The organism is Stenotrophomonas sp. YJH_SMC_80 (genome assembly GCF_059372495.1).
The window spans coordinates 352,911-377,543 of sequence record NZ_JCAFVP010000004.1; the positions used below are offsets into that span (position 1 = coordinate 352,911).

General features: G+C 59.6%; 23 protein-coding genes and 2 pseudogenes. 16 read left to right on the top strand and 9 right to left on the bottom strand.

Translation table 11 applies throughout. From position 1 onward, the window contains the following. Window positions 1–9 precede the first annotated feature (9 nt). The 5 genes from kdpC to AC5P99_RS09870 all read left to right on the top strand — a co-directional run bounded on the left by kdpC (window position 10) and on the right by AC5P99_RS09870 (window position 6,178). Window positions 10–636 carry a potassium-transporting ATPase subunit KdpC gene (kdpC, locus tag AC5P99_RS09850; protein ID WP_495213098.1) on the top strand — a complete coding sequence of 209 codons (627 nt, stop codon included), beginning with the start codon at window positions 10–12 and terminating at the stop codon, window positions 634–636. 92 nt (window positions 637–728) lie between these two features. Beyond that, window positions 729–3,371, top strand: a complete 2,643-nt coding sequence (locus AC5P99_RS09855) for an ATP-binding protein (protein ID WP_495213099.1) — start codon at window positions 729–731, stop codon at window positions 3,369–3,371. A 9-nt stretch (window positions 3,372–3,380) separates the two neighbouring features. Then, window positions 3,381–4,091, top strand: a complete 711-nt coding sequence (locus tag AC5P99_RS09860; protein ID WP_303748458.1) for a response regulator transcription factor — start codon at window positions 3,381–3,383, stop codon at window positions 4,089–4,091. 492 nt (window positions 4,092–4,583) lie between these two features. After that, window positions 4,584–5,129 (top strand): H-NS family nucleoid-associated regulatory protein, encoded by a 546-nt coding sequence (locus AC5P99_RS09865; protein WP_495213100.1) that lies wholly within the window; start codon window positions 4,584–4,586, stop codon window positions 5,127–5,129. A 536-nt stretch (window positions 5,130–5,665) separates the two neighbouring features. Next, complete coding sequence (locus AC5P99_RS09870; protein WP_495213101.1) at window positions 5,666–6,178, top strand: JAB domain-containing protein; 513 nt, start codon at window positions 5,666–5,668, stop codon at window positions 6,176–6,178. Between the two features lie 76 nt (window positions 6,179–6,254). Here AC5P99_RS09870 and AC5P99_RS09875 read toward each other — a convergent pair whose 3' ends face one another. After that, window positions 6,255–6,641 carry a helix-turn-helix domain-containing protein gene (locus AC5P99_RS09875; RefSeq protein ID WP_495213102.1) on the bottom strand — a complete coding sequence of 129 codons (387 nt, stop codon included), beginning with the start codon at window positions 6,639–6,641 and terminating at the stop codon, window positions 6,255–6,257. A 187-nt stretch (window positions 6,642–6,828) separates the two neighbouring features. Between AC5P99_RS09875 and AC5P99_RS09880 the strand changes: the two genes are divergently transcribed. Together AC5P99_RS09880 and AC5P99_RS09885 are read left to right on the top strand one after the other, a co-directional pair. After that, window positions 6,829–7,173, top strand: coding sequence for a hypothetical protein (locus tag AC5P99_RS09880; protein ID WP_495213103.1), 345 nt, complete (start codon window positions 6,829–6,831; stop codon window positions 7,171–7,173). Between the two features lie 515 nt (window positions 7,174–7,688). Further along, window positions 7,689–8,240 (top strand): annotated as a pseudogene (locus AC5P99_RS09885) (3'-5' exonuclease); the annotation flags it as partial. A 189-nt stretch (window positions 8,241–8,429) separates the two neighbouring features. On the opposite strand, the gene AC5P99_RS09890 reads toward AC5P99_RS09885, so the two are convergent. Next, window positions 8,430–9,566: a hypothetical protein gene (locus tag AC5P99_RS09890; RefSeq protein WP_495213104.1), complete on the bottom strand. Its 1,137-nt coding sequence runs from the start codon at window positions 9,564–9,566 to the stop codon at window positions 8,430–8,432. Between the two features lie 632 nt (window positions 9,567–10,198). Between AC5P99_RS09890 and AC5P99_RS09895 the strand changes: the two genes are divergently transcribed. Genes AC5P99_RS09895 through AC5P99_RS09905 form a run of 3 tightly spaced genes read left to right on the top strand, consistent with a single transcriptional unit; the run spans window position 10,199 to window position 12,305 of the window. Continuing rightward, window positions 10,199–10,507 (top strand): AlpA family phage regulatory protein, encoded by a 309-nt coding sequence (locus AC5P99_RS09895; protein WP_495213105.1) that lies wholly within the window; start codon window positions 10,199–10,201, stop codon window positions 10,505–10,507. Window positions 10,508–10,509: 2 nt separating this feature from the next. Continuing rightward, the gene (locus AC5P99_RS09900) at window positions 10,510–10,851 is read left to right on the top strand and encodes a hypothetical protein (RefSeq protein ID WP_495213106.1); all 342 of its coding nucleotides are present in this window, start codon (window positions 10,510–10,512) and stop codon (window positions 10,849–10,851) included. Next, entirely contained in the window at window positions 10,848–12,305 is a 1,458-nt protein-coding gene (locus AC5P99_RS09905; protein ID WP_495213107.1) for a YfjI family protein, read from the top strand. Before AC5P99_RS09900 ends, AC5P99_RS09905 begins: the two co-directional genes overlap by 4 nt. Window positions 12,306–12,427: 122 nt before the next feature. Here AC5P99_RS09905 and AC5P99_RS09910 read toward each other — a convergent pair whose 3' ends face one another. The 5 genes from AC5P99_RS09910 to AC5P99_RS09930 all read right to left on the bottom strand — a co-directional run bounded on the left by AC5P99_RS09910 (window position 12,428) and on the right by AC5P99_RS09930 (window position 18,347). After that, on the bottom strand, window positions 12,428–13,168 hold the full coding sequence (locus tag AC5P99_RS09910; RefSeq protein WP_495213108.1) for a MobA/MobL family protein: 741 nt from the start codon (window positions 13,166–13,168) through the stop codon (window positions 12,428–12,430). A gap of 255 nt (window positions 13,169–13,423) precedes the next feature. Beyond that, window positions 13,424–14,851 (bottom strand): hypothetical protein, encoded by a 1,428-nt coding sequence (locus tag AC5P99_RS09915; protein WP_495213109.1) that lies wholly within the window; start codon window positions 14,849–14,851, stop codon window positions 13,424–13,426. 846 nt (window positions 14,852–15,697) lie between these two features. Beyond that, window positions 15,698–17,416, bottom strand: a complete 1,719-nt coding sequence (locus AC5P99_RS09920) for a hypothetical protein (protein ID WP_495213110.1) — start codon at window positions 17,414–17,416, stop codon at window positions 15,698–15,700. Between the two features lie 561 nt (window positions 17,417–17,977). Further along, window positions 17,978–18,160, bottom strand: coding sequence for a DUF805 domain-containing protein (locus AC5P99_RS09925; protein WP_495213111.1), 183 nt, complete (start codon window positions 18,158–18,160; stop codon window positions 17,978–17,980). Continuing rightward, on the bottom strand, window positions 18,081–18,347 hold the full coding sequence (locus tag AC5P99_RS09930; RefSeq protein ID WP_495213122.1) for a hypothetical protein: 267 nt from the start codon (window positions 18,345–18,347) through the stop codon (window positions 18,081–18,083). Before AC5P99_RS09930 ends, AC5P99_RS09925 begins: the two co-directional genes overlap by 80 nt. 130 nt (window positions 18,348–18,477) lie before the next feature. Here AC5P99_RS09930 and AC5P99_RS09935 point away from each other — a divergent pair. Next, window positions 18,478–18,832 (top strand): annotated as a pseudogene (locus tag AC5P99_RS09935) (transposase); the annotation flags it as partial. Window positions 18,833–19,188: 356 nt separating this feature from the next. Here the strand turns inward: AC5P99_RS09935 and AC5P99_RS09940 are convergent. After that, a complete protein-coding gene (locus AC5P99_RS09940; protein WP_197592592.1) occupies window positions 19,189–19,269 on the bottom strand; it encodes a helix-turn-helix domain-containing protein in 81 nt (26 codons plus the stop codon). A gap of 367 nt (window positions 19,270–19,636) precedes the next feature. On the opposite strand from AC5P99_RS09940, the gene AC5P99_RS09945 reads away from it, so the two are divergent. The 3 genes from AC5P99_RS09945 to AC5P99_RS09955 are packed head-to-tail and all read left to right on the top strand — an operon-like array spanning window position 19,637 to window position 21,316. Continuing rightward, window positions 19,637–20,104 carry a transglutaminase family protein gene (locus tag AC5P99_RS09945; protein WP_159082281.1) on the top strand — a complete coding sequence of 156 codons (468 nt, stop codon included), beginning with the start codon at window positions 19,637–19,639 and terminating at the stop codon, window positions 20,102–20,104. Beyond that, window positions 20,094–20,564 (top strand): hypothetical protein, encoded by a 471-nt coding sequence (locus AC5P99_RS09950; protein ID WP_138464206.1) that lies wholly within the window; start codon window positions 20,094–20,096, stop codon window positions 20,562–20,564. The genes AC5P99_RS09945 and AC5P99_RS09950 overlap by 11 nt, the downstream gene beginning before the upstream one ends. After that, on the top strand, window positions 20,564–21,316 hold the full coding sequence (locus AC5P99_RS09955; RefSeq protein WP_049449487.1) for an RHS repeat-associated core domain-containing protein: 753 nt from the start codon (window positions 20,564–20,566) through the stop codon (window positions 21,314–21,316). The genes AC5P99_RS09950 and AC5P99_RS09955 overlap by 1 nt, the downstream gene beginning before the upstream one ends. 492 nt (window positions 21,317–21,808) lie before the next feature. Here AC5P99_RS09955 and AC5P99_RS09960 read toward each other — a convergent pair whose 3' ends face one another. Beyond that, entirely contained in the window at window positions 21,809–22,216 is a 408-nt protein-coding gene (locus tag AC5P99_RS09960; RefSeq protein ID WP_088436816.1) for a hypothetical protein, read from the bottom strand. Between the two features lie 596 nt (window positions 22,217–22,812). Here AC5P99_RS09960 and AC5P99_RS09965 point away from each other — a divergent pair. Together AC5P99_RS09965 and AC5P99_RS09970 are read left to right on the top strand one after the other, a co-directional pair. Next, window positions 22,813–23,583 carry a DUF3011 domain-containing protein gene (locus AC5P99_RS09965; protein ID WP_495213112.1) on the top strand — a complete coding sequence of 257 codons (771 nt, stop codon included), beginning with the start codon at window positions 22,813–22,815 and terminating at the stop codon, window positions 23,581–23,583. A 38-nt stretch (window positions 23,584–23,621) separates the two neighbouring features. After that, on the top strand, window positions 23,622–24,587 hold the full coding sequence (locus AC5P99_RS09970; RefSeq protein ID WP_224481934.1) for an ankyrin repeat domain-containing protein: 966 nt from the start codon (window positions 23,622–23,624) through the stop codon (window positions 24,585–24,587). The last annotated feature ends 46 nt before the right edge of the window (window positions 24,588–24,633 follow it).

Consider the following 24,633-nt stretch of genomic DNA (forward strand, 5'->3'; position numbering starts at 1 on the left):
GGACAACCCATGAACAACATCATTGAACACAATCCGTCCAACGCATCCTCCGCACGTAATGGTGTCTGGCGGGCATCGATCGGCCTGGCGATCATCTCGCTGCTCGGGTTTGGTTTCGTCTACTCGCTGGCCGCGACCAACCTCGGCAAGCTGATGTTCCCTGCAGCCGCCAACGGCAGCCTGATCAAGCGCGACGGCAAGGTGATCGGCTCATCCTTGGTGGCACAGCCATTTGCTGATGATCGCTACTTCCAGTCTCGCCCGTCGGCAGCGTCCTACGACGTGATGGCCGTGGCCGGCAGCAACCAGGCGCGCACCAATCCGGAACTACGCAAGCGGGTGGACGAGGCCCGCGCGGCCGTCGCAGCACGCGACGGCGTTTCGCCCGACGCCGTGCCCAGCGATATGGTTACCCAGTCCGGCGGCGGCATCGATCCGCACATCTCGCCGGCGGCCGCGAAGAACCAGGTGAATCGCGTGGCCAAGGCACGCGGCATGCAGGCCAGCGAGGTTGAAGCGTTGCTTGCCGAGCACACCGAAGGCATGCGCTTTGGCCTGTATGGCGCTCCGCACGTAAATGTGCTGGAACTGAATATAGCGCTCGACAGCGCAGTACCGGCCCCGTCCAAGAACTGACAGCTGCACGCCGCTATCTGTCGCCCCTGCCCTCGTGCGGGGGCGGCGTTGCCTTAGAGCGCAAACGCGCGCACCCCTGACGGAACCTGCCCATGAACGAAGACCGCAGCGCCAAAGCTGATGCCCTGGCGGGAGAACTACGCCGCCAGAACAGCGGTCATCTCACCGTATTCCTCGGCGCTGCGCCGGGCGTAGGCAAGACCTACGCCATGCTCTCCCGCGCGCGCGAGCTGCATCGCCAGGGCATTGACCTGGTGGTTGGCATCGTCGAAACCCATGGCCGCTCAGAGACCGCTGCGCTGGTGGAAGGCCTCGAACTCATCCCGCGCAAGCGGATTGAATACCAAGGGCGCAAACTGCAGGAACTTGATGTCGACGCCATCCTGGAACGGCGCCCGCAGGTTGCCCTGATCGACGAACTGGCGCACCGCAACGTGCCCGGCAGCCGCCACGAGCGGCGCTGGCAGGATGTCATCGACCTGCTTGACGCTGGCATCGATGTATACACCACCGTCAACATCCAGCATCTTGAAAGCTTGAATGACGTAGTGCATCGCATCACCGGCATCCGGGTCAGCGAGACCGTCCCGGATGCGCTGTTCGACCGCTTGCGCGACATCCGTCTTGTCGACCTGCCCGCACGCGAGCTCATCGAACGCCTGAACCAGGGCAAGGTCTATCTGCCAGAACAGGCCACGCAAGCGCTGCAGGCCTTCTTCTCGCCGTCCAACCTCGCCGCACTGCGCGAACTGGCGATGCAGACAGCGGCAGACCATCTTGAGGAGGATCTGCGCGAGTCGCAGATCGCGCGCGGCCTGCCCGGCATCGCGCTGCGCAACCGGGTGCTGATCGCCATTGATGGGATGGGTGCCTCAGAGTATATGGTGCGTGCCGGCCGCCGCATTGCACAGCGCCGCGATGCGCCATGGACCGTAGTGACCGTCCAGTCCGGCAAACCGATGGATGCAACGCGCCAAGCAGAGCTTGACCGCGCATTCGCGCTCGCCCGCAGCCTGGGCGCGGACGCTGAAGTCGTGCATGGCTCCCACGTCGCCGATGCGCTACTTGACCACGCCGAGCGCTGCGGCGCGTCCACCATCATTGTCGGCCGCACGCGCGAGCGTCCAGTGGCGCGGATGATCAACCGCACGCTCACGCAGCAACTTCTGCAGAGGGGGGCGCATTACGAGCTGGTCATCATCAGCTCGCCCGAAGTTCGAGCCCGCGCCCGCCGGCGCCTGCGCGTTCCGGATCGCTCGTTGCTGCGGCATGACCTGACCGCAGCGGTGCTTGCCACACTTGGTGCGATCATCGCCTCCTGGATGGCGCAGCGCTGGCTGGGCATTGATGACATGTCCATGGTGTTCATCGTTGCTGTGATCCTGGTGGCCACCCGCACCAGTATGCTCGGTGTCGTTGGCACAGCGGCGTTGTGCTTCTTCAGCTACAACTTCTTCTTCATCGAACCCACGTTCACCTTCAGCATCAGCGCCAACCGCGGCGTGGCAACAGTGGTCATTTTCCTGGTGGCAGCACTCGTCTGCGGCAGTCTGGCAACGCGTCTACGCGCACAGATAATGGCGCTGCGCGCTGTCAACGCCCAAGCAACAATGATGGAGCGTCTGGGCCGCGGGCTGAGCAGTGCCGCAGACCTGGGTCAGGTGCTCCACGTGGGACGCATCGCGATGGAACGCAGCCTGGGCGTCTCGGTCTGGATGCAGTCCGGTGATCGCATCGAGCAATCCCCCGGCACCGTGCTGCAGGGCACCGACCGCGCCGCCGCCGATTGGTCGCTGGGTCATCGCCAGCAGGCAGGCCGCTTTACCGACACGCTTGCTGCGTCGCAATGGTGGTTCGTTCCCCTGGTCGCCAACCGCACTGTGGTCGGCGTGATGGGCCTGCGCTGGGGTGAGAGCAATGCCCGGCTGGCACCGGAACAACGGCGCCTTGCCGAGGCCATGATCGACGACGTGACTCAGGCCATCATGCGCACACGCCTGGTCGCCGATCTGGAAGGGGCCAGGGTCAGCAACGAAACCGAGCGCCTGCGCTCTGCGCTGCTGTCATCGGTTTCACATGATCTGCGCTCCCCGTTGGCGTCCATGATCGGCTCTGCCAGCAGTCTGGTCAGCTACCCAGATGCGCTCTCGGCCGAGGACAAGGCCAACCTGCTCGACACGATCCTGGAGGAGGGCGATCGCTTGGATCGCTACATCCAGAATCTGCTGGACATGACCCGGCTGGGTCACGACGGGTTGACCCTCAACCGCGACTGGGTAGGCGTGGACGAACTGATCGGCTCGGCATCCGGTCGCCTGCGCAGGTACCAACCGGGGGTGAAGCTGGACGTTACCATTGCAGCCGACGTGCCACCGATATGGGTGCACCCTGCACTGGTGGAGCAGGGGCTGTTCAACATCTTGGAAAATGCGGCGAAGTTCTCGCCACTTGGCGCATCCGTGGATGTCCATGCGCGACTGGTCGGAAAAGACCTGCAGCTCGACGTGCGCGACCGTGGCCCCGGCATTCCCGAGGATGAGCGCAAGCGCATCTTCGACATGTTCTACAGCGTTGAGCGTGGTGACCGGAATCGGAAGGGTACCGGTCTTGGCCTGACGATCGCCCAAGGAATGATTGGTGCACACGGAGGTTCCGTCGAAGCCTTCTCCGGGCCTGATGGCGTAGGCACCGTCATCCGCATCACCCTGCCGATGCTTCAACCGAGCGTATCTTGAGCCTGCCAAATGCCCGCAAAATCAGAAGCCAACGCTGACGTCCATGTGCTTGTCATCGACGATGAGCCGCATATCCGGAGATTCCTGCAGATCAGCCTGAAGGCGCAGGGCTACACGGTCCTGATGGCGGAGACGGGTCAGGGGGGCCTGGACATAGCACGTAGCTGCGCGGTAGACATCATCGTTCTGGACATCGGTCTTCCCGATATGGATGGGCACGCAGTACTTGCGCAACTGAAAGAGTTTTCGCAGGCGCCCATCATCATGCTCACGGCCCGGTCCGGGGAATCAGACAAGGTTGCGGCGCTTGATGGCGGCGCCCATGACTATGTCACCAAGCCTTTCGGCATCCACGAGCTGATGGCTCGCGTCAGGGTACTGCTGCGATCGGCAGACAGGGATGCGGAGGCCCCATTCTGCTTCGACGATGGCTCCCTTCGCATCGACGAACAAACCCATATGGTGACATTTGAGGGCAGGCAGCTTGTGCTCTCGCGCAAGGAGTACGCCTTGCTGCTTCTGCTTGCACGCAACGCGGGACGTGTGGTCACCCAGCCGGTGATACTGACCGAGATATGGGGCCCATCCCATAACCGCGACGCTCACTACATCCGCATCCTTCTGGCGCGACTTCGACCTAAGATCGGGGATACGGCTGCAGCTCCCCAGTACATCAAGACGCTGCCAGGTGTGGGGCTTCAGTTCAATCCAGCAGAGTGAGCCAGTCTTAGCAGTCAAACTCCGTGGCATGAGCACAGGAATTACGCGGCAGGAGTGACCACTTTTGAACTCAAGGCCTGGGGCTGCCGGTCCGATGCCTGGAAGGCTTACGTCTGCTTTCGGCCAGAAGCGGACATCCGGCCGGAAGCGGACATGCAGTCCTCCAAGCCCACGGCCTGGCAGCAGTACAGTTCCCGACTACTCTGCCATCACGCTTGGCTCAACCGCCCTGTGTAAGCCACCCGGAAGGCGTTCTTCCCTAGACCCCATCGTTAAAGGCTGGCCAGGCCGAGCATAGCGTAGCGGCCCATATCGTTGCGTTTCGGGTGGGGCGGAGCCGCGGTTTCGTCGTATAGCGCACGCTCGCGGGGGACGCACCGCAATCCCAACCCAGGATTGCCACTGCCCGCGCGGCGCTGGGCGCTGACTGTCGCAATTGGCTTTATTGGGTCGGCAGTTATAGGCTTGAACCCCTTCCCTTGGAATAGGCCTGTGGCTTTGACGACTCTTAAATCAATCAACGCTGAGATCAAGCAGCTCGAAGCGCAGAAGAAGCTTGTTGAGAAACGTGACAGTGAGGTGCCACAGGCACTCGCTGTTCTCCAGAAGTACTCTAGGGTCCTTACGGCCGCTCAGCGACGCCAGCTCGCGAAGCTCGTGGGAAGCGATGGCGATGCGGACGCAGTTGCACCAGTGCGCGCTGCGAAGCCCTCGAAGTCGTCCGTCAAGGGACGCTCACTCGGCAAGGTTGCCCCGAAGTACCGTTTGCCTACCGGCGAGACTTGGACGGGTAGGGGACTGACGCCGAAGGTCTTTGCTGCGTGGGCTAAGTCCACTGAAGGCAAAGCCTGGAGTGCTGCGAACGTTGGCGAGAAGTATCCTGCCGCCAATTCAGTCAAGCCACAGGCTAAGGTCGGCAAGGCTGTGCTTAAGAAGGCGCGTAAGGTCGGCGCCAAGAGTAAGGCGGCGAGTGCTCCGGCCAAAAAGGGCGCCAAGAAAATTGTTCGAAGGGCTGTTCGTAAGACAAAGTCGGCCTGATTTGCGAGCGGGTCTTCGGACCGACTGGATTCAAAGAAATTTCAAACCTGTACTACCACCTTGAGGACGCTACCGAGAGTCCTTGCGGATAGGGCACCGCTGGCAGCCTTGTAGAAAGTACACGTGATGACGAACAGCAAGGTCGAGTGATCTACTGCGTGATGGTGGTCGCCACAGCAGTGCTGGCGGGGGTGGTGAAGTGCACCGCCCCAACCAACTGTATCAACTGCAGCTTCATGGATCTTTGATCCCAATTAGCGACATACAGAACGCACAAGGCCCGGCTAGTCCGGGCCTTGTGCGTTTCTGCTGTCAACTACAGAGGAAATGACGATGGTGAACTCATTTGAGCGTCTGACCAGGCACATACGAGGCCTTTGGTTGACAACCTTAGGCCGGAGGCTTGGGCGCTGCGACGCTCCGACAAACGCCGATCGAGGAGGCGAATGTGGAAAAGTGAAGATGCTGCGTAGACCGCTGGCAAAGAGCGTCACCCGAGCGGCGATTGCCATCGGCAGCAAGACAGGAGGTCGATCATGATGCAATCCCACGGTCGAGTGGATCCTCCAGACCGTAGCCAGTACGCTGCGATGGAGGCGGCTTCCCAGCTTCGAGATGACCGGGCGATCGCCCGAGCCCTGCGGATACTGCAGCGCCGAGCCTGCAAGCCAGGGCAAGCTATGAGTGATTTTGCCACGTGCGGTGCGTTCTTCCGCCTTCGATTGGCTCATGAAACGCGCGAGCACTTTGAGGTGGCGTTTCTCGACTCACAGCACCGGCTTCTGGCGGTGGAAAGGCTGTTCTCGGGAACAATCGATGGTGCCAACGTGTATCCAAGGATTGTGCTTCAACGAGCACTGGCCTTGAACTCAGGAGCTGTGATCCTGGCCCACAACCATCCCAGTGGGAACCCAGACCCGTCAGCTGCCGATAGAGCGATTACGACACGCCTCAAAGAGGCTCTTGGCCTGATCGATGTAAGGCTGCTGGATCACTTCGTCGTGACGGCAGACCAGGCGCTATCGATGGCTGCGCGGGGAATGATCTAGCGGCGCGGTTGCCACTCCATTGAGGCCTGGCAAGTAAACTTGGTGCTGTTGAGCCTCACTAAACGTAGCCCGTATGTTAGGAGGCGTCCCCATAGGCTGCAATTTTGTCTATGAACGCTTGCCGCCTATCGGCTGGTAGCTTTGTCAGCGAAGCGAGTGCCATAGCTAGTTCGGCCTGTTGCTTCTCGCCGAGTGCTCCCAGGCACAAGATCGCATCTGCCATCGCTGAGCTTCCTGCAACAAGGTAGGCGGGTGGAACCTCAAGTGCAGCTGCCAGCGCAAAAAGCGACTCAAGGCTCACAGCCATTGATTCGCTTTCATACCGGCTTATCCGTGCCGACGCTGTGTCTTTATCCAGCCCCATGCGGACTCCTACTTCACGTTGACTAAGCCCCCGCAGAGCACGGGCTTGTCGCAAGCGTGCAGCAACCACGCCGCGAGGAATGGGCGTATGGCTGTTCATGAACGGTTGGAGGGCTTGGGCCGCATGCCAACAGGATGACGCCACTTCTACGCACGGGGTAGACTCTACGTGACACGTAAGTCTGCCGCAACCACAAAACCAGTCATTGGCCGCCCGCAGCGGATTGCGTGTCGCTAGCAGCGGGAATCAGCCAAACGGCAGATCAATTAACAAGGAGCAACACACTATGGGCGTCATTCTCTACAACCTTCTGATGACCTTTTTCCTGATCCCTCTCACGATCAGGGCATACCTGAGCCTGAAGAAGAACCGGCTCCCGCTGCCACACTTCCAAAACAACGTCGTGGTCAACCGGGTCAAGCTGCGCAAGGCAATCGGGATCTGGTCGCCGATTCTCTTCTGGGCCTTCCACGGCGGCTGGCTGTTGTTCAACTGGTCCATTGATGCCTGGATCGGCGTGCTGGCAACCATTGCCTACATGGTCTCCAGCGCTTTGCTCTCCAGCCAGATCAAGGTCAAGCAGATCGGCGTCATTCCCGAGCAAGCCGCTAGTGGCGACGGCCCTGCCTGAAGGGCTTTGATGGGTCAGCTAATGGCTGGTCGTTTCGTATGTTTGGAGTGGAAATGGAAAAAAACGATAGATGAGCAGCGAGCAGCCTGGGCGAGGGAACGAGCTGCGGAGCTGTGGGCCAGAATCAGTACGTTGGAAGCTGATTTGAGTGGCTGTTGGCGAGCTCGTTCTCGTCGGCGGCGAGCAGCCGACCGGCTGATCAAAGAGGCGGGTTTCTATGAGCGGCTCGCGTCGCAACTCGATGGGCTGATGGTCGCCAACGATTCGTTGCCGTTCTAGCCCATTTCCTGAAGCAGAGGAGAGGCTGGCAGGGGGCAATGCCCCCTGCCAGGATGCGAGTCATATTCATTTTTTGCATCGCAGGCGTATCAGTCAGCCTCGGGTTGGTCGATGTGGTGGAGCGTCAGCCAGCCGGGGAGCAGGGGGCACGCCGGCCATGGGGCTTGTCCAGCCGCCTAGACTGGGTCACGGTTGTGGGCTCTGGCTCCGCAACTAGGCAGTGCGGCGAACATGGCAAGGACTTAGACTCGGGTCATCAATGGTTAGGAGGGAATGGGCCGGTAGAGGTGCTTGTTCTGGGGCGTTACGGAGCGTAACGTGAGGTGGTCCCAACGGACTGGGAGAAGCGATTCGGGCAGACGATGAAGATCGAGTTCCTGACGATGCACAGGTCGAAGGACAAGGCCGCCGACTACGTTGTTCTGCCGGGCATGGTCAATCGTAGCTTCCCCAGCATCAAGCAGGACGATTCGGTGATTTCGATGGCGATGCCCGATGGTGACAGCTTCCCGTTCAGTGATGAGCGTCGTCTGTTCTACGTCGCTCTGACCCGTGCACGACGAAGCGTCACCATGTCCACGGTTCGAGGTAGGCACTCGCCGTTCCTGAGCGAGCTGTTGAAGGAAGGCGTTGTCCAGCTTGCTGGAGTGACGGGAGAGTCGATTGAAGAGGAGCAATGCCCTGTGTGCAAGATCGGTGTCTTCGTAGACCGGGTCGGACCCCGAGGGACCTTCAAGTCATGCTCGAGCTATCCGCATTGTGAGAACAAGCCGAAGCGGCGAGCCTAGCCCACCAAGGCAGAGTGTCTTTCCCGAACACATGCATGGGCCATGGATGCACGCAGGGGCTCGGATTGGCGGTGTTTCAATTCAGGTTACAGCCAACGTCAGGCGGGGCTGGAATGTCCACCCCCCTGAGCTCTTCATCAACACCGTGTCCTGGATGCTGCGCAACTCTGTGGCGATCAAATAGCCTGATCACTTCAAAGCATGAGCTAGCTTCGCTTTGAGTGCGCTGATCCGTCTGGACACAGAAGCATGGCCGCGAAGGCCAGACTCGCGTGCAATGGTTGATGCGTTCTTCCCCATGCGGAGGGCCAGGACGAGCCGCCGTTCCTTCTGGTCGAGCATGGCGAGCATGTCTCGGAAAAGAACCTGCTCATAGGGCTCATTCTCCGCGAGATCGTAGGCCGGCGCATCATCGATTGTTTCTACGATATCGACCTTGAGTTTTGCGCGCTTGGAGTAGAAGCTTCGCTCGAAATCCTCCTTGATCCAAGAGTTTGCGTCTGAAAAATCCTCGTGGACGCGGTGCGAGTGAAGAAGCTCGATCAGCGGGTCAAGTGATTCCATGACGCCATCACCATCTACTGCGCAACGAATAACATCCTCTCTTTCATCACTGTCGAAGACATCCCAAATGTCTCCGCCCTCCAGCGGGCGCTCTACTTTGAACTTGTGTCGTTCATTTTCGGGCAGCGGGGCAAGGATTCGCTCGCGCAGGATATCTACCGGCTTCCATGATTCTTCCTCATGATCTGTCGGCTCAAAGAAGGCGTCGCGTCGATCCAGCGCAAGACGATAGATTCGGTGCGCCCAGTACCTGGTATCCCCAGCAAGCAGGCGCAGTGGCGAGTTCGCCGCGAAGGCATTCGCTCCAAGCCGGGCACGTGGCGATAGAACCGACCACACGTGATGAGAGAAGGCGGCACGTGCACGCGCCCCATACCCTGCATCCAGTGAGCGGTGACCGAAGATCAAGTTCATGGCAGTCCGGCGACGCTCCAGATTGTGTTGCTGAAGCAGGGCATCCGGAAGCAACCCGGCGAGCATTACATCCAGTTCAGAGATCCCGCCGCTGGTTGGTACCAGAATCATGTTGGGGTTGCGGCGATCCTCGAGGCATGGAATCGATGCCTTGAGACCATCCATCGCCCTGCCGGAGCGAAGGAATCCGGCCCGCTGTGTCGAGTTCCATTCGTGGATATGGGCAGTCTGCTCAAGCCGTCCCTCTGCGGGCTCATCCACGAAGACCAGCTCAAGTGGTCCGTGATCCCAGCGATCAACCTGAGTGACTTCGGCTTGGTAGAAGTGAGCATTGGAGATGTGTCGCATAGCTACCTCGGATAGGGGTTACCTATATCCGGCACCAGCAAGCCGAATTGTGACTTGGCCTTCATTCCCTCATGCATTTCTTGCCTTTCCTGGGAGTGCACCCGCAGTTACGGGACTTGAGGGTTCCTCGCAGCACCGCGGCCGCCGCCTTGAGGAAGTTAACAAAAAAATAACAATTTGGCGAATCTTATTCCTCGGGGGGATTGCTTATCAAGCCGAAGTGGACTCGCTCCATCGGTGTGGGATCAGGCCACACACGAGTGCTCGCAGCGGCGAACCATTCAAAGAGCGAGAAAACCGTATCGATCTGATTCGACCGCGGAGTACGTTAGGTCTTGGCCAAACGGGTTCGGTCACGTGGGGGCGGCCGCAAATCTATGCCGGATTTCGCTCGGTTCGCGCCTGGGACGAAGGGGACGGATTCGATCCCCTTTCGATAACCTATTGATTCATCTAAAGATGAGCGCGCTGACTTCACTTGAACGGAGTCATCGAGATCGCTCATTCCCAAAACGTTGATTTTTTGAGCATGGGCTTTGCGTGTGCCATCGGCTCAAATGCGTCCCAGCTGGTTACCGCCAGCTAGGACTCCGGCCGGATTCCTTCCTACCGCAACTCAAGAGGAATCCAATATGAATCTGCACGACTCGTCTCTGGCGTACTTGCCAGATGGAACCAACTCACTCGGCGATGTCTCGGCCGGCCTTCGGACACAGATCGGCTTGCTGGAACGTCCGACCTTGAGGCTCAAGGAACTGTTGCAGTTCCTCTCGGTCGGCCGCAGTCAGGCCTATGTGCTGATGAAGACAGACCCGGACTTCCCCAAAGGCGTTCCCCTGTACGACGGAGAGAATTCGCCCAAGTTCTACTGGACCCACGAAGCCGTCGCCTGGTTGCAGGGCCGTGTTGCCAAGTCCGGCGCTAGCAAGGGAGGGCTGTGAGCATGAACAGTCTCGCCGACGCCCTGGCTGGCATCCACACTCCTTTGGACCGCCTCCAGCACGCCTTGGCTCAGGATCTGAGTCTGGGCAAGAGCAAGCTGGAGATGGACTTCCGTGAGGCCTACCCGGTACTGGAGCAGCACTTGATGCAAGGTATGCGCAAGCGGTTGGCGATGGAACGCTTCAATGCTGCATACAGCCATAAACTGAACCAGCCCCAGTTCCGCAAGCTGTTGAATGCGGAGCGGGAACGCCGAAAGGAGTCCGGTGATGTCGTGGTCTGCTCCTGTTGTGGGCGCCCCGTCCAAGAGTCGGCAACCGCCGATCAGGGAGAGTCCGAATGACGACATCCTTCGGCAGGGTCGCCCCCCGCTACCCCCTGAACGTTTTCCTGGTGGTGGCGCGAGAGGCCGGTAACGAGATCTCCCGCAACGTTCAGGCACCGGAGGCGCTGATCGGGATGAGCTTGATCAACGCCATCTCCATGGCGTGCCAGGGACTGATCGACGTCAAACTACCCACAGGTCAAGTCAGACCGGTATCGCAGAATCTTCTGATCATCGCCGAATCGGGCGAGCGCAAGTCGACCGTGTCTTCGCTGCTGTTTGCCCCCTTCCGCGATGCGGATACTGAGGCGATGGCATCTCACAAGCTCAAGAAGGATGCTTATCAGGCTGAGCTGGGCGCGTGGGAGGCGAAAAACAAAGGCTTGCGCAGCGCTGTAGCGCGAGCGGTCAGTCGTGGCCTGGACAGTGACCAGCTGGAGGCTCGGTTGCTGGAGCATGGTCGCTCCAAGCCGATCGAGCCTCGATTGCGCTACTTCATGCGGCAAGAGATCACCGGCAAGGCGATCACCGAAGCATTGGTGGGCGACGGCGAATCGATCGCGATCAGTACCGATGAAGGCCACGTCTTGTTCCGAAGCGAGGCCATGTCGCACCTGGGCCTGTTGAATCGCCTGTGGGACTCCCCGAGCGTCTTGGTCCGTGACAGGGCAGACGAGAATCTGCTGGCCATGAACCCGCGCGTGTCGGTCAGCATCATGACCCAGCACGAACCGCTCAAAGCGTACTTGGACCGGAAGGGTTCAGTTGCCAAAGGAAGCGGTCACTGGGCGCGCTATCTGGTGGGCTGGCCGCAATCAAACATGGGCTTCCGTCAGGTGAGCGGCGAGGAGCCGACCTGGGAGCATCTGCCGGTGTTCCAAAAGCGGATCCGCGTGCTGCTGGATCGGTATCGAGCGCGGATCGAATCAGGATCGATAGAGCGAGAACTGATCGAGTTCAGTCCGGATGCGAAGAGCCGCTGGGTGGAGTTGGCGCAAGAGACTGAACTTCTCTTGCGCCAGGGTAGCTATCTGAGCGACATCAATGACTTTGCTGCCAAGGTGATGGAAATCTTGGCACGGCTGGCTGCAGCGATGCACTACTTTGCGGAGGAGGCCGGTCCGATCTCGGTCGATACGCTCAATCGAGCGTTCGAGATCGTCAAATGGCACGAGAGCGAGTATAAGTACCTGTTCTCACCTGACTCTGCCGTGCCTCAGGACCTGGTCGATGCCCGGGCCGTCGCCCACTACCTGAAGACGCGGATCTGGGGCGGCCTGTTCTCCAACACCTGGATCCCGCGCAATCACGTCTTGCGCAATGGGCCCGTACGGAAGCGTGACCGGCTGGCCGCTGCCTTGGAACTGCTCCAGACGCGTGGGGCGATACGCATCGGGACGTCGTACGGTGACCGGAAGTGCCACCTGCAGTTGATCAACTGCTTCTTCAGCCAGCAGCTGATGGCATTGTAGAATGGGGCGGGGTACGGGGGAGGCGAGGACACTCGTCTTCCCCGTGCCACTGCATAGGCCGCCTTTTTTCTTCTGCAGTCAGGCCAAGAGCTGAGCGATTCTGCGACAAAATCGCAGAGGCGCTAGTGTTGAGAGAGGACGGGCGGGGTGCCGGCATCATGGCCAGCCCGATACGCCACATACTGGGCCTTCTCCCCATCAGCCAACTCTTTGACCAATAGCGGGCCCAGATGGCGCTCTGCCCGCCGGTCCAGCCCTTGGTCTCGAAGGCTGCGGTGGTCGACTCTGGTGCTGTGACCGCACTCGGCCAGCATCTCATTCTGGGTATCTGCCACCAGCTTGCGCCTGGCCGTGACCACCTGGCGCAGCTCCATGGGGCTCTTGCCCCCGCTGTCCTTCCTGCAGCCGCCTTCAGCCGGATGATTCGGGTTGTAACGCGAGAACGTTCGATCCGGGGTACGTTCGATTCCATCCGGGACGCGGTCGGAACACATCAGGTGTACGTGCGGGTTCTCGATACCGCCTAGCGCGCCAGCAGGTGCATGGATCGCGTACTGATACGGTTTGGCTCCAGCCAGGCGCTGAGCCAGACGCTCAGCCAACTCAATCAGTTGCGTTTGGGTCAGCTCGCCGGGCAGTGCGATCTCATGCTCGCGATAGGCAGCGCCGTTGGCGCGCTCGTGGCGATCGGCCATGCTCCAGAACGCTCTGGGATCGTTGTCGGCCCATGTAGGTAGATTGCCGTGACTGGCGTGGACCAAGTCTTCCCGTTCGCTGTGCGATCCCTCTCGCAGGATGTATCCGCCGTGTCTGCGAGCGGTGCCCTTCTTTCCGCTTTTGATGCTGTAGTGGAAGCTTGCCATTGGTGTATCACCCTTTCTCTATGGGTAAAAGAAAAGGCCGACAAGATTGCTCTTGTCGGCCTGTGCGAAGTGGAGTGGTCCGTTAGCAAATGCAGTGTGCTAGAGAAACGGTAAGTGCGCGTGCTACAGCCCCTCATGCCCACTGATGCCATCTACTAGCGAATTACAAATGATCCACCTATCGATGCGGTCATCGCTGGCCTGATGGTGGAACGTTTCCCATCTCCATATACATAGGGTCAATGGAATGGAAAATTATCTATCGCCACCCAAGTGCTCTATTACAAAGTCCTTGGCGTTGAGAACGCAAACATAGTTGAGTGCCGCCAGCGCCATTGACATTGCGACAATGTCGTTCAGCTGAAGCGCCGACTGGAACGTGTGAAGCATGGCTGTCTGATACCGCATCCAGGCATGGTGACTCTCTATGGTGCCTTCGAACGAAGCCTGATATTCATAGAACCGATTGAGGTAGATCTGCATCACGCCTTGGTGCTGATGGGGGTCCTTTAGATCGAGTCCTTTGTCGAACAGGCGCTGTGGACTGTCGCCTTGATCCGTTTGCCCGTACCAGTACGGCTTGTACTTTTTCCCCTTGGCTTGTTGATAGCGGAAAGAAGCCAATGCTGCAATCACATCGTATACAGTCAACAACACTGCTTCCGGATCGGTGCAGTCAAATGAACGATAGGCATATGAGATAAGCAGCCTCTTGGCGCGATCCTCGTGACCCTTGAGCTGCTCGACGGTTGTGGCAACGCGGGTCGCTTTGTGAACAAGCGCACACATCTCCTCCGGATGCTCTAACAGCAGATGGTGGAACGTACTGACCGAGAACGCGCGGGCAGTCGGGCCTTGGTGCCATTTCGAATCATGAGCTGCCAGGAGGCACAAGCGCTCGGCGTCATCTCGGATGTCACCTATTTCCAGCTTGATGTGAGTTGTATCCAGATGCCGCGTGTGGTGCTGAACAAAGTGCCGGAACGGTAGAGTCTGGAGATAGACGTACATAGCCTCATTGGCACGGGGCCTCATGTCCTCTGATTGCTCAATTCGAATCGCAGATAGCAACTGAGCAAGATGGTCGAATGCAACCGCCATCAATGGCTCGCTGCCGCACAGGCCGTCACGTAGGACTTCCCGCACGGCATCGTTGGTCTGTTCGACATGCAATAGAAGCTTTTCGGCTACAGAGTGGGCCTCTCGATCACCAATCAACCTTAAGAACATACGTACGCGCGCAGGCTCGATCTCTGTGGCCAGAGCTTCTGTCAGACTCTCGATGATCCTAGAGGCCTCGCTATCGCGCGGAATGGTAGTGACGGTGCTGAACTCCATTGTAGCGTCAGCTGCCGTGGCGGGTGGTGTGAGCAGGCCGAAGACATTTCTGCTGCTATTGAGATCGGTCAAGAAGAGCAGACGGACGGTCTTCAGGACTACGAGCGGTAGAGGTCGATCCTTGTCGGTGACATCAATGCCGATCGACTTCTGAAGAAAGGCCAACGTCCGCTTTAGGCTTCTGGAGGTGATTGGCTCACCGTTGGCCTTAGACAGCTCCGCATCCAAATGCTTCAACAGGTCGTTTAGGGTGAGAGTCTTGTCCACATCGTTACGGCCAAACTCGAATGAAAAGCTGCTGGTCGATGCCGCTTGAGATGATTTTTTGTCCATATCGAAAATCATACTGAGTTGGAGTGGGGGATCTCATCAGAGAGTCACCATAGCTTCACGTCTCTAGAGGGCTGAATCCACTCCTGGTGGATCTGCGTCGCGAAGTTGCTCATGTTCGGTGCTGAGACCTCAAACCGTCACGGCTGGACTTCCAATATGCCCGCAATGCTACCGCTAGAGCCGGCCCTGCAGGCTGTTCACCGCCATCAAGCGTGCTAATCGGTTGACCCTGGCGGTCTCGTCTTTCGGCCACATCGTTGCGCATGCGGTGAGTTCTAACGTGTTGCGGCTCTCCTGGTAAAGTTGGTGCGTTCATGCCGCCATGCTTTCATTGTTGACTTGTCGGGCGATCGCACTCCCGTGGTGTGCCGGTGCCCCGAAGGCCAGAGCTCCCTTGGGCTCTGTGTCTCTGGCTTCTAGCGGGTCAGAAGCGCCTCGCGAGTCCCCAACCGCCGCTCACGCTGGGGCAGGTGACAGAGGGTTGGCCCGCATGCTGAACCACGCCCCGTGTGAACCCAGTACTGAAATTCTCTAGCTCGATGATGAGCAGTCAACATCGTCTAAATGGAGCTTGCATTTCCTGCGAAGCCGGGTTGAAACCATTCTTCTGCCATCAGTGCAAAAGAAGTCGTGATGCTCTCAGCGGCAGAATGGCCGGATCGGGGTAGGGTGATTTAAGTGTTTCGGAATTTTCCTATGGCTAGCTTGCCGGGATGCTGAGAAGATTGGCAGCAAATGGAAATTTCTCATTTGGCTTGCTTCGCAGCTTCGCCTGAGGATTTCCTCAGGTGAGCAAGAATTATCTCAGCAGAATTTTTAAAGTTGCTTACTCAGTAGTGCTAGGATTTCAAGAAGAGGCTAGAGCAGGAAGAGCTCGGCAGTGGGACAATTGTCGCTTCTGCTGCAGCCGGTTGGCTTCATGGAGGCTCGCCTATGCTGCGTCGCCAGCCATCCGAGAAGTGGCAGGGATTCGCGGTGGTCACTGACATGCCCAATGCCGTCACTAATGACACTCTGCAGATCGTCGGTTCTTAGACGAATTCGCAACCGCTCTACATGTGCAATCGAACTCTCTATGGGTGTCACGCTGGGGCCAGAAAGCACCTGCTGCACGATGGTGCTTGCCTCGGGTAACCGATTTGCAGAAGTTAGTGAAGACGCATAGGCGAGCTTCGCAATCGCATCGATGGCATGGTCGGACGCAGCGCCTTCACTTGGAGGCTGAACGCCACTGTCATGTTCACAGAGAAGGCATCGGTGGATCCAGATGTCACGTTGCCCACTCTTAATTGCAAGCGCCTCATCCCACGAGCTCGCGGAATCGCTAAATCGTCCAGCGGCACGGTACGCCGCGCCGAGATTAGTCAGGATCACCCTCTGGAGTGATGAATTCTCCGGACCTTTGAATGAGTCACGGTGTTGCTGCAGGAGAGAAATGATCCGGGGAATTTCCCTTTGATCGGAATTATCCGTTGCAATTACTAGGGCGTTGGCAAGCTCATTGATCTGAACGCCGAGCGCCAGGTGAGGGCGAGAGGATCGTGCGACTCCAAACCAATGGGCGGCGCGATGTGGATCACCCAGCGCGGCTGCTGAATCGGCAAGTGCTACCGCTATTTTATCTAGCCTGTCGCCAAGATGTTCGCTCGCGAATACCTCTAGGTCCGAAATGTCCGCGCCTCCGCGCTTGGCGCGAAGCCGAACGCAACCGCCAACGGCCTCTGCGCGCGTAGCATCCGTTGCTGAAGAGAGGGCGAGATTGACGAGTCTGTCGGCTACGTCCGTCTCGTCAAGTTCCTCCGCTGCCAATGCCCCAAGAATGAGGAGTTGCGCATTGGGCACTTGGCCTTCGGCCTCAGTCTTGGCAATTGCCAGAACGTCCGAATAGCTTTCCATGCCGTAGAGCGCGCGGCACCGAATACGCTTGACCGCATTCTCATTTGAAGAGCCCACTCGCGCGTCGAGTATGGCTAGTGCCCGCAGTGGCATCCCATTATTAATCCAATCCTCTGCGGTTCTGAGGTCATCCGGTAGTGATTGGTCAATCTCAGCGGTCAAGCTCGGCATCGTGCCGTTCACGAGCCCTAGGTACTCACTGATTACCCGCACATCTGATGGATGCATCACGAAGTCAATGAGATGCTTCTTCAGCAACGATGAAGCTTGGACGATAGATGACAGATCTTCGAGCGCGATTATCGATACCCTGTTGGACTTTCCGTGCAGGCGAGCATTTCTGGCATGCTGCTGCAACCTCGCATCTCTGCTGTTTAGGGTAACAATGCTGTAGTAGTCGAGGGGGGGCTCGAACTCGTGGCACAGCTTCAACTCCTTGTCGAAGATACCTGTGGTGAGCTTTGATCGAGCATACGCCTTGCACTGGTATCCCCAATGACCGAGGTTGGGACTACGGGCGTGAACGTACACGTCGACGCCATTCTGGATCTGCCCGCTAACGCCAATCCGCTGAGCCTCCAGCTCGGGCTGATGCTTCTCGTTAACGTGGAGGAGCACGAGCTCCTCAAGCATCTCGCTGTCAAGTGAATTCAACCAGCTATTGATAAGGTTGCTTGCCATGAGCGTCTAGAGATCCATTGCCAGTTATAGCCGGAACGCGAGGTGTACGTGCACGGCAGTTTAACTTACCAGCGCAGCCAAGCAGGATAGAGTCGCCCAAGCCTGGGCATCTTTTCTGGTTCAATCCTATCGATGCTGGCGAGTTCGGGTGCCTTGCTTCCGGCCCTGTGCCTCTATCGGATCCAACCTGCCTCGCGGACGCCCGTCGCGGCCGCTGTGCTGGCCCCGGAAGCGTTGTGTTAAGGACAAACTTCCACTTCTAGGCGACTATGGGGTAGATGCTTGGGTGCGCAGGCACTCCAGGCCAACTCTTAAGGCTGCTCTGGTCAAATTGGCCTTTCCAGGAAATCAGAGCCGACGGCCCAACCGTCGCGACGTACCCCAACTCCGATCCGGAACCCACTTGGAAATCGACCCTCTGCGATGCCGACCAGGCTATGTGGGCTAGCAGCTGCTTGACGGCAAGAAGCGCTGAGAAATGAGAGAACCGTTGGGAGACATGGGGTGAGCGTGGGAATCGAATCCCAATTCGCCCAGCCGACGCGGTACGGTCCGTGGTGGTCAACCACATCTATTCTCTTCCTCGCTGCCGGAGAAAAGCATCACCGGAAACAGAACGAACACCCCTAGAGGAACCAACGCCATCACAACGAACCACCCAGACTCATGAATGTCGTGCAGTCTTCGAACGGTCAGCGCGAGCATTGGCAGAGGGAAAAGTATGAGTGCAACGACGATCCCCATGTCCGAGAAGCGAGGACAGTTCCCAGCTGTGTAGATCGGAGCCGATCAGCCAGTATCCGGCATTGACCAAGCTATAGCTGAGCGCAGCGACGAGAGCCGCAAACAGAAAGAACGACCAGAATTCTGTCCGGTTGGATCGGCCTGAAAAATAAACGCCCCGTTTGATTGGCAAAAGTGCAGCGATCATTCGCGCTCCGTACAACGGGTGATGAGAACCCATGGCTAACGATCTTTTAGCATCTCCAAACTAAAGGTAGTCAGAGCAACTCCCCAAATCATGCGAAACTTGGCGCAGTGGATTTGAGGCCGAACGACCGATGCAACTCACCCTTGGTGATGCGGAGGGCCTGGGCAAGCGCAAACAGACCCGGCGCGAGATCTTCCTGTTGGAGATGGTACGGGTAGTACCGTGGAAGGTGCTGCTGGCTCAGATCGAGCCGTACTACCCGCGCAGTCCGCGTGGGCCGGCCGGCGTACTCGATGGAGACGATGTTGAGCGTCCGCCTGTTGTAGCAGTGGTACGCATTGAGCGATCCGGGCATGGAGGGAGCGCTGCACGAAATCGCTGCGATACGGCTGTTCGCTCAGCTCAGCTGGCTTAATGTGATTCGGGATGAGACCACGATCCTCAACTTCCGTCGTCCGCTGGAGAAGCATGGCTTTGCGGCGAAGGAGTGCCCTACCAAGCGATGGCGCTTTGATGCGAGGGCCTCCCCCTCCGCTTCGGTACTGCACCAATGCCGCCGCGCGCCTCTTAGCTCGAGTTCACCGGAGCAATCATCCATAGGGGGCCGTGAGCATCCGCGGCGAATTGGGGTACATTTGGGGGTGCGTAGGCTAAGTTGAATCAATAAAATATCTTGTAATCAATAGTTTGGGGGTTCTTTGTGGTTCGGATAAGCCCATCGTACAGTCAGCGCCCCTTTGCTTTGCTCTTTCTGGACTTCGGCTGGAGTCTGGCAGCGCGCTGCTCGAGGTACTCGCCCAGCAGGCCGAGCGCCTCGGAGAACTTGATCCGCTCCCGGCCTCTATCCGACGTCCCCGCGCTCGCATTTCGACACGAGCGTCTGCGTGTTGCCCAGCCGTTCGGCCAGATCGACCTGCGACACGCCGGCCCGTTCACGGGCCCCCTTGGGACCCGGACGCCGTGCAGGTCCGGGACGTGTGCGCCAACTTCACTGAGGAGTTCGGCATCGTCGCCTGTGGCCGGGCCAACGCCAAGAATGAGTGTGGCGGGTACATCGGCCCCCTGGGCTTTATGTCGGGCGACAAGAGCGTCATCCTTTGGGGGATCACTTCGCCGTTGAAGAGTCGGGCGTCTGCCTGCAGGTCGAGGGTGGCAATTGGACAGTGGCCGTTGACAGCGCATAGGATCATTAGAGGGCAAGGGAAGGGAATGCCATGGGGAGACAGGCAAGCCGCCGATGGATCGAACGGGCTTGGGGCGCGTGTTTGTTTGCTCTGGCCCCGCTTGCCTTGGCCGCTGATGACCCTTCGCCCTTGCATGCCCAGTTTCAACTGCCTGACGATCGTGTCGACTATGTCGCCGCCAAGCTGGTAGTGGATAGCATCATTGATCCGTCCACTGACACTGTGGCAGTGCGTCGGCAAGTCGATCAGTGGGAGCACGCTGTACGCGGCAATGTGCCTGGCAACCCGACGGCGCGACAGGTCCTCGACGCTTTGCTCAAGACGCTTTACATGCCGGGCGAGTGGAACCAGGGGAAGCCTTTTACCTACGACCTGTCGGACCCACTGGGTAAGAATCCGAAGAACAAGCAGCTAGCTACCTACTTGGCCACGCGCAAGGGCAACTGCGTCTCAATGCCCATTCTCTTTGTCATCCTGGGCCAGCGGCTGGGGCTGACTGTCGCGCTTGCTACGGCGCCCAATCACCTGCTGGTGAAGTTCGCCGACGACGCAGCAGATGTGGTTGAACGTTGAAGCCACTGCGGGCGGCTTCAAATACGACAGCAGCTACCAGCATGAAACGGGGATCACCGAGGCGTCATTGGACAATGGACTTTACTTGCGCCCGCTGCTGCCGCACGAAGGGATAGGCGCCATCGCCAGCACACTGATGGAGCACTACGGGGCGAAGAAGGACGCCGATGCGCTCATGGCCGTGGCCGATCTGGCGCTGGCCGCCAATCCGAAGGACCCGGTAGCGATGATATGGAAGGCGAATGCCTACTACATCCAGACCCAGCAACGCATCCGCTCCAGGTATTCGAATGCGGAAGATCTGCCACCTGAGTTGCACGGGGAATTTCACCGTTTGACTCGCGAGAATCTGGCATGGCTTGCCAAGGCCGAATCACTTGGTTGGACGCAGAAAACGCCGGAGCAGGAAGCTAGCTACCTACAATCCATCCAGCGCGAACGCGCGAGAAGAGGACTGTGATGCGCATTGCCATTCCAGGGCTGTTGACCGTGGCGCTGTGCGCCATCGCTTCCAGTGCGTCGGCCCGGTTCGTTTCAGCCGATCCCGTACAAGCCGATCCAAATACGGGCGCCAACTACAACCGCTACTGGTATGGGAACAACAATCCCTATAGCTTTACCGACCCGGACGGGCGCCTGTCGCGTGGTACCGGCTGGACGGACAGGCAATGGAATCAGTTCGACCGCGCCCAGCAGAGCGCCGCTGGCAGCTTGGAGAAAGCGGCGGGCAAGATCAACGGTGCACTGGCCGAAGGGGGCAAAGCACTCCAGCGTGCGGAGAAGTCTTTCCAACGCAACTTCGGTGCTGGCTCAGCCACTCCAGAGAACATGGCGAAAGCTGCCTCAGATATGAGCTCAATGGCTGCGGCATTGCGGGATACCAGTGCGGGCGCCATTCCAGCCAATGGCATGACGGGTGCGCAAATCAATGCGGCTTATGGGGTTGGTGCAGATACGTTGGGGGGCGTGCCTTCCACCGGGCCGAAAATGGTCATCGTCAACACCACGCACGCCAGTTTCAATGATCCGTCGAGGTTGGCTTGGGGCGCGGGTCACGAAGTCGGGCATGCCGTGCTGGGGTACAAGGACCAGTTCTTCAATGGCGACGTGGCCTACAAGTTCGGATCCCCCCTGCAACAGAAAATCTTCAAGACGCTGCCCAGCCAGCAGCGCCTTATCAATCCTGACCACATCATGGACCACGCTCGATGAGCAGGATTCTGGCAGTCACCTTGCTATGCGTGGCGATAGCTGCCTGCGCCAGCCCATTTCGACGCGCGGAACCTCAGGATTTCAGGGTTTCGGTGGTGGATAACCCGGCGAAGAAACGATACGACGTAGCCTTGGCGTCTGCCGTTGGCGCGCCCTTGTGCCTTTCGAAAGAAGGCTGGCCTGCCGAAGACGGTACATTTCCGATGGGGTACGAAGGCGCTGTCTTGACCACAACCACGGGACCTCTACATCCGAAGGCAGCTATGACCACCTACTGCCCCGGAGGATGTGGTGAAGTTCGCTTGGAGCCAGGCCAGACCTTGCGGGCAAGCGTTGCCTACGCCGCATTCGGTGATGCCGAGGTTATCGCAGTTGACCCGGTTCGCTCGCTCTCGTTTCCCGTTTATCCCTACTACTGTGCACGGTAGTTCCGGCTGAGAGCGGGGCTTGCGACGTCGTGAAGCTTCGCGCTGATGGCCCCAATGTTCCGCACTACCGAGCCCCACGCACCTGCAACGCCACATACTCGGCCAGCCCCCGGCAGGCCAGCATCAGCCCTTCGCGCGCACCGTCGCCGATATCGTCTTTCTCTTCCCCATCCACGCGCACGCGCTCGGCGGCGTGGTACAGCTCCAGCAACGACACCAGGCCCACTGCGGCGCGATCCCTGCGAGCGGCAGCCACCGCTTCACCAGGTGTGCCTGCCGGCCCCGTCCACGGCTGTCCATCGGCGGCGTCACCGGCCTGGATGCGCTGCAGGCAGCCGGGCAGGTTGATCGGCGCGGGCGCCTCGTTGGCGGCGGCGAAAGCGGCTTCCAACGGCTGCGCCAGTTCGGGCGGCAGGCGCAGCGCGGCCTCGCCCAGGGTGGCGGTCAGGTACGGGTGATGGGTCTTGGGCATGCGGGCGTCCTCGTCGGCAACAGAGGTGCCACCCGAAGAGGGTGGCGGGCGATGCGTGGCTTCCAAGACCGGAAATCGATGAGCCGGTGGGCACAGGGCCCCCACGCACCGCCCGCCGTCGATTGGCGAACGGATTGCCAGCCGACGCCGCTTTTGGGAAGACGGCGCCGGCTGGCAAGCGTATACAGCTTCGATTAAACGGGCTTGGAAGTCCCGACCACCTTTGCAGGTGGCGATTCATCATGCGCACGCGAAATCCCCGCCTGCCAGTCGTTTGTTTCGATGGCATCGGGTGATCTGAAAGGAAAAATGAATTATCGCGTTTGGCCTGATTCGAGCAGTGCAATGCCAGAAGCGACATATCGCGCGAGGCTGCAACCAACGATGAATCCTGATGCGTCATTGCTCTCGCACGGCATTTCATGGCCCCGGAAGTAAAGCTGGCTTAACTTCCCCGGCAAGGCTTCCAGAACACCCTACCAGACATGAATCCCCACGCGTGCCACCCGGATCTTGATATTCCTCACGGACAGCCCGCAGCGCTCCACCGCATACTGCCGCCACACGCCCATCCTGGGCCCCTTCAGGATCCGCACATGCGTCGCCACGCCCTGTCGCTCACCGTCGCACTGTTGTCCACCGCTTTCGTTACCCCAGCTATGGCCGCCGTGCCGTTCTTCAACGCCAGCTGCCCGGGCGGCATCGACGTGCACGCCGACGAAGGCGGGCCGGTCTATGTGCAGGGCCGCGCGGCCACGCTTAAGCGCTTCAACGACCGCTATTTCGAAGCACGCGATGTCAACAGCGGCATCACCCTGTCGATCAGCCGCAACGATGACGGCTCGCCGCAGGTCAGCTACACCGGCCGAGGCGGCGCCAATGGCATCTGCCAGGTCAGTAGCAGCGGTGCGCCCGCGCCCGCCACAAACAGCGCCCGCCCTGGCGACGCTGCCGCCGGGGATGCCGCGCTGCCGCGCGAAGTCACTTGCGAATCCACCGGCCAGCAACAGGTGTCGTGCGATCTGAATACCCGTGGCAATGTGGAAATCGTGCGCCAGCTCAGCCGCACCCGCTGCGAGGAAGGCAAGAACTGGGGCCTGTCGCGGCACTCGGTGTGGGTCAATGGCGGCTGCCGCGCGGTGTTCCGCAATGTGTCTTCGGTGACCACCCCGGCGCCGGCAGGCGATACCGCACTGGGCGCCTGCAATGTGCGCAAGGGCGCGCAGGGCGCCCTGGTCACCCAGATGCCGGTGGGCAGCGATTACCAGGAGCTGATCATCGATTATCCGGATGGCCGCTTCCTGTGCATGATGCGCAACAACGGCCAGGTGCAGAGCTTCACCCCGCTGCGCCGCCGCGGGGGTTGAGTTCGTCGCGCCCGCCGCCCTATGGTGGCCCCCCCTTATTGACGTCGGGTGGCATCACCATGTCCCATCTTCTGGCCAAGGCTGCTGAAAAGGCGGATCTCGACCGGATCGATGCCTTGCTGGATGCAGGCGCCGATATCGAGTGGCAGCACAAGGGCACGGGGCGCACTCCGCTGCTCTCGGCCGTCATTGCCGGAAAATGCGATGCCGCAGCGCGATTGCTGGATCGCGGTGCCAACATCGAGCATGCCTGCAGGGCACTGGGCTACACCGCGCTGGGTTGGGCCGCCGCGCATGGCGATACTGACATCGGCGACCTGCTGATCGCACGCGGCGCCATGCTCGACCCTGCTTCGCCGGAACAACGGCGTACGCCGCTGATGCTGGCATGCGCCCGTGGGCACCTGGCGATGGTCGAACGCTTGCTGGACAGCGGCGCGTCCGTGGCACCGCTGGATTTCGAAGGGTGCAACGCGTTGGCGATGGCCGATGAACGCGGTTACGCGGAGGTGGTGGCGCTGTTGCACGCCGCCGGTGCGACGCCGCCGCCTGCGTTGATGGAAGCACCGCCGCTGGAGTGGCCCCAGCCCGACGCCGGAGGTGAGCCCGCGTCGGTGGTGCGTGGATACTTGTTGGCATATCACGAGTGGGAAACGCGTGGCTACAAGGATTCCCGTGCCGGTGGCGGACTTCTGCTCAGCTCGGGCTTCCAACAGGAGAAAGCGGACATCCTGGCGGCCTGGTGTACCGACCGCAAACGGGTCTATTCGACCGGCGTTTCGGTCGGGAACCCCCCGCGGTACGTACCGGAGGATCTCTTGGTGTCAGTTGCGATGCCGACGGTCTCGAGGGCCGAGGTGCTGGTACGCGACGACCCTCAGAAGGCGCGTTCCCTGCGTTACGAACATCTGTTCGTACTCAAGCGTGTGGGTGGGCGGTGGCGGATCGACCTGCGGAAGAAGCGTGTGTTCCACATCGAGACCTGGGCGGCAGCCATCCTCTAGTGTGAAAGGAGCCTGGACACGAACCCCGCCCTGCTGCACCGCCGCG

What these genes read in the sequence shown, in the direction of transcription:
- AC5P99_RS09905 (WP_495213107.1), top strand. Translation starts at nt 10,848, where the DNA reads ATGACGACATCCTTCGGCAGGGTCGCCCCCCGCTACCCCCTGAACGTT.
- AC5P99_RS09880 (WP_495213103.1), top strand. Translation starts at nt 6,829, where the DNA reads ATGGGCGTCATTCTCTACAACCTTCTGATGACCTTTTTCCTGATCCCT.
- AC5P99_RS09955 (WP_049449487.1), top strand. Translation starts at nt 20,564, where the DNA reads ATGCGCATTGCCATTCCAGGGCTGTTGACCGTGGCGCTGTGCGCCATC.
- AC5P99_RS09870 (WP_495213101.1), top strand. Translation starts at nt 5,666, where the DNA reads ATGATGCAATCCCACGGTCGAGTGGATCCTCCAGACCGTAGCCAGTAC.
- AC5P99_RS09895 (WP_495213105.1), top strand. Translation starts at nt 10,199, where the DNA reads ATGAATCTGCACGACTCGTCTCTGGCGTACTTGCCAGATGGAACCAAC.
- kdpC (WP_495213098.1), top strand. Translation starts at nt 10, where the DNA reads ATGAACAACATCATTGAACACAATCCGTCCAACGCATCCTCCGCACGT.
- AC5P99_RS09930 (WP_495213122.1), bottom strand. Translation starts at nt 18,347, where the DNA reads ATGATCGCTGCACTTTTGCCAATCAAACGGGGCGTTTATTTTTCAGGC.
- AC5P99_RS09960 (WP_088436816.1), bottom strand. Translation starts at nt 22,216, where the DNA reads ATGCCCAAGACCCATCACCCGTACCTGACCGCCACCCTGGGCGAGGCC.
- AC5P99_RS09860 (WP_303748458.1), top strand. Translation starts at nt 3,381, where the DNA reads ATGCCCGCAAAATCAGAAGCCAACGCTGACGTCCATGTGCTTGTCATC.
- AC5P99_RS09920 (WP_495213110.1), bottom strand. Translation starts at nt 17,416, where the DNA reads ATGGCAAGCAACCTTATCAATAGCTGGTTGAATTCACTTGACAGCGAG.
- AC5P99_RS09925 (WP_495213111.1), bottom strand. Translation starts at nt 18,160, where the DNA reads ATGGGGATCGTCGTTGCACTCATACTTTTCCCTCTGCCAATGCTCGCG.
- AC5P99_RS09890 (WP_495213104.1), bottom strand. Translation starts at nt 9,566, where the DNA reads ATGCGACACATCTCCAATGCTCACTTCTACCAAGCCGAAGTCACTCAG.
- AC5P99_RS09910 (WP_495213108.1), bottom strand. Translation starts at nt 13,168, where the DNA reads ATGGCAAGCTTCCACTACAGCATCAAAAGCGGAAAGAAGGGCACCGCT.
- AC5P99_RS09900 (WP_495213106.1), top strand. Translation starts at nt 10,510, where the DNA reads ATGAACAGTCTCGCCGACGCCCTGGCTGGCATCCACACTCCTTTGGAC.
- AC5P99_RS09915 (WP_495213109.1), bottom strand. Translation starts at nt 14,851, where the DNA reads ATGATTTTCGATATGGACAAAAAATCATCTCAAGCGGCATCGACCAGC.
- AC5P99_RS09855 (WP_495213099.1), top strand. Translation starts at nt 729, where the DNA reads ATGAACGAAGACCGCAGCGCCAAAGCTGATGCCCTGGCGGGAGAACTA.
- AC5P99_RS09965 (WP_495213112.1), top strand. Translation starts at nt 22,813, where the DNA reads ATGCGTCGCCACGCCCTGTCGCTCACCGTCGCACTGTTGTCCACCGCT.
- AC5P99_RS09875 (WP_495213102.1), bottom strand. Translation starts at nt 6,641, where the DNA reads ATGAACAGCCATACGCCCATTCCTCGCGGCGTGGTTGCTGCACGCTTG.